We start from the raw sequence: 3,906 nt of genomic DNA on the forward strand, positions 1-3,906 counted from the left end.
ACATTACGAAAGATAAATTTTATAAATTTGACAAAAAAATAAAGCCTTTTCAATGGCTTCAGCAATTTTTTTATTATTCAACTGTCAAACTCCCGATTTGCAAGAAAATTCAAAATGTATTGACAATGTTGCAAAAGATATGTAAAATATACATAAACGATATAAAATACATTATATCGTTATTTGTGTTAAAAGATATAATTTAATACTATTTTTTAACATTGGTTTTAGTAATATATTTAAAAAATAAAAATTGTTATGCAAGGTCGAGGTGTAATTATGATTGGAGAGTTAAAAAAGTTAATGAAAAATATAGATTTAGAATATGGAGAAATTCGAATTGAAATTAGAAATAAAGAAGGGTGTTCTTTTCGTAATAGGACATTAGAGAATTTAACTAAAGGTTATGAGTTAGGAGGTATGGTTAGAGTTTTTAACAATTCTAATTGGGCATATGTTTCTTTTAATTCTTTTAAAGATATCAAAGAAGCAATAAATAAAGCAAAACAAATTACGTATCTATATGATAAGACGAATAGAAGTATGCCATCGCCTGTATATAATCGATATTATGAACACAAAAAATTTGTTGATGAAATATCATTAAAAGAAAGAAAAAACTTGTTATCAAGGCAGTATGAATATATTTTAAAGCATGAATTTATTGAAAAATGCAATATGATTTATATTAAAAATAAACGTGAAAAAATATTTGTTACAACTGAAGATACTAGTATATACCAAAAATTTGAAGAAGATATTATAAATGTCGAATTGTCAAAAAAATCAACTCAAAATTCTACAAAAGAAATTATTAAAACGTTCAATGGTTTTAAAGGATTTGAGAATATAAAAGATGTTATTGATAAAGGTATATGTGAAATTAATGAACATATTAATCGAAATGAGAATATTAATGGAAAATATCCTGTTATATTGAATGGTGATAGTGCAGGTGTATTTTTTCATGAAGCAATCGGACATCTATGCGAAGCAGATAATGTTACTAATAGCCAGTTTTTACAGAAATACATATATAAGGGAAATAAAATTTCAGATAATAATCTTACTATTGTGGATGATCCATCCTTAAAAGGTCATTCGGGATCATACTTATATGATGATGAGGGAGTAAAAAGCAAACCTACATGTATTATTAAAGAAGGAATAGTAGAACAAATACTTCATACAAGAGAAACTGCTGCTTTAATGAATGAAATTCCAACAGGAAATGGTAGGGTAGATAAATTTTTTGATTTGCCAATAGTTAGGATGTCTAATTTTTGCATACAACCTGGGAAATATAGTTTGAATGAATTAATTAAAAGTATTGAAATTGGAATTTACGCATGTGGGAATCAAAGTGGGCAGACTAAATTAGATCAATTTGTTTTTATACCTAAAAAGTGTTATTTAATTAAAAATGGAGAAATAAAGTGTAGGATTCCGAATAGATATATTAAGGGTAATACGTTTGAGTCTATTAATAGCATGAAATTATCTAAAGAGATGGTGTGGAACGATAGTGGCTATTGTAAAAAACAGAATCAGGATTTACTACCAATTTCTATATATAGTCCATCTGTTAAACTAAATAATATTTCAATAGGGGGGTGAAAGGTATGTTATCATACAAATTATTAAATTCACAAGGTAGTAGTTATGAATATTATAGAGAATCTTGTATAATAACTAAAGTCATTTTGGATCTAAATAGTATTATTAACTTAGAACAAAATACAATGTGTGGACATGCATATAGGGTAGTTAATAACAAAAAAATGGGTTTTTCAAGTGGTTCAATAGATAAGAATTGTTATGAGTTATATGATGAAGCTTATAAACTATCAGAATATGGAATACCTATAGATATACATTTTGAGGATAGCGAAAAAAGTGTATATCAGAATTTAGTTGATCAAGAAATAAGTAAATTGGGAATAAGTGAATTGTTAATATTAGCACAGGGGATTTTAAAAAAGATTGATAACAATAAAAGTACTCAAATTACTTTAGAAAAGAAATGGTTGCAAAAAATTATTAAAAATTCATATGGAGTAAATTGTAAAAAAAATAAGCAGTTTTTAACTATCAAGTTAATATCAAAAATTAAAAGAAATAATGAGTGTGTAAATATATTTAATTCAAATATTGTTACAAATTTAAAAAATATAAATACAATCATAAATAATTATAATTGTATATGTGAGTATTCAAAATATAAGGGAGATTTAATTACAGGATATTATAAAACTATTTTTTCACCTGAAGCAGCAGCTCCCTTAGTATATATTATAGCTGAATTTTTAAATGGTAAAAATATATTGTCGGGCAATTCACTATTCAGTGAAAAAATTGGACAAAAAATGTTTGATGAATCATTTATCTTATATGATGATCCAACCATTGAAAATTCAATCTTAGGTGATAAAGTAGATGATGAAGGAATTGATACTAAAATTAAAACGTTAATTGATAATGGCAGAATTTCAGAGTATTATTCGGATCTTATAACGGTATCAAAATTTAATTGCGGTAAATCATCAGGAAATGGATTTAGAAAAAACGGATATTCAAGTATGCCTACTCCGAATCTTGTAGGCATTAGGATGGAAAATGGGAAAGTTAAAAAAGAGGAATTAATAAATTCTATTAAATTAGGAGTACTTATAGATAGAATAGCTATTATTAGGGATGCCCATATTAATAAAGGTGTGGTAAACATAAATATAATAAGAGCATATAAAATTGAAAATGGCAAAATTCAAGGATTAATTATTAATTCAGTTGCATCTTTAAATTTATTGGAATTGTTTGGATGTTTTATAAGCAGTAAAGATTGTGAATTAGTTAATGGTGCCATACAAATTCCATACATTTTTAATGATAATATCTATATACAGAGGTAAAATTTAAAAAAAAGAGTACCTTTAAATAAAGGAGGTGAAAATAATGATCGAATTCGAAACTCCAGAAGTAATGTCTTATTCAGAAGCAGAGTTAGTAGATTCAGCAATCATTTCTATGTGCTAATAAATAGAGATGATTAAAAAATTATTAAGTTTTAAAAATAAACACTAATTATTGAATTAAAAATATCGCTTTATTTCATTACTAAGTTTATCTTAGAGAATTAAAATGAGTAAGTGATATAAACCAATTTGATAAAATAATTAAAGGTACTCTTTTTTTAGCTTTTAAATTTTAGTGTATGGCTTAAAGTGAGTGTGAAAATGGTTCTGTAAATATCACACGGAGAAATATAATATTAAATTTTATATGGAGGATAGATGTATGTATAAATTGAACAGTAAATTTGAGATGATTGAAATAGAGGATGGTAGTGTATTATTATCCGATGATGAGGGAAATATACATTCTTTAAATAAAACAGCTAGACTAATATATGATCTTTGCTTAAAGGGATTAGATTTAAATGAAATATGTGATTATATAAAAAAAAACTATCGTACAGATGATACACTTGACGATAAGGTAAAATCTTGTATTGATACTTTTAAAAATAAAAAAATATTAGAATAATTATGTAATTGAAGGTGAAGTGCCTAAAAGCATATTGTTTGTTTCTAAACATATATGAATAACTTTAAACAAATGAAATTAATTAATATATCAATTTCATTTGTAGTTTCAATTTATTGACAAGTGTTTATTAGTTATAGAGTTAAATTAACATAATAGCATTCTTTTAAAAGGTTATGATGAATGCACAAAGTCAAAATCTAATGATTACAAAGTTAGATTAGATGAAGTTTTTGGAATTTCGTGAATGACTATAATTAAAAATATTAAGGAGAGTATTATGTTAGATTATGAATTTAATATGGGATACGAACAAAATAGTAAATTGCATGTTAATATATATGAATTCAAATTATGTATTAT

3 protein-coding genes are annotated in these 3,906 nt (G+C 24.9%); all 3 read left to right on the plus strand.

The features are described 5' to 3' along the window. Nucleotides 1–279 precede the first annotated feature (279 nt). Nucleotides 280–1,617, plus strand: a complete 1,338-nt coding sequence (locus BUA21_RS14355) for a TldD/PmbA family protein (protein WP_072745506.1) — start codon at nt 280–282, stop codon at nt 1,615–1,617. Between the two features lie 5 nt (nt 1,618–1,622). Next, nucleotides 1,623–2,909, plus strand: a complete 1,287-nt coding sequence (locus BUA21_RS14360) for a metallopeptidase TldD-related protein (protein ID WP_072745507.1) — start codon at nt 1,623–1,625, stop codon at nt 2,907–2,909. Between the two features lie 385 nt (nt 2,910–3,294). Beyond that, nucleotides 3,295–3,543, plus strand: coding sequence for a PqqD family protein (locus tag BUA21_RS14365; RefSeq protein WP_072745508.1), 249 nt, complete (start codon nt 3,295–3,297; stop codon nt 3,541–3,543). The last annotated feature ends 363 nt before the right edge of the window (nt 3,544–3,906 follow it).

It is taken from the genome of Sporanaerobacter acetigenes DSM 13106, assembly GCF_900130025.1.
Taxonomy (GTDB): domain Bacteria; phylum Bacillota; class Clostridia; order Tissierellales; family Sporanaerobacteraceae; genus Sporanaerobacter; species Sporanaerobacter acetigenes.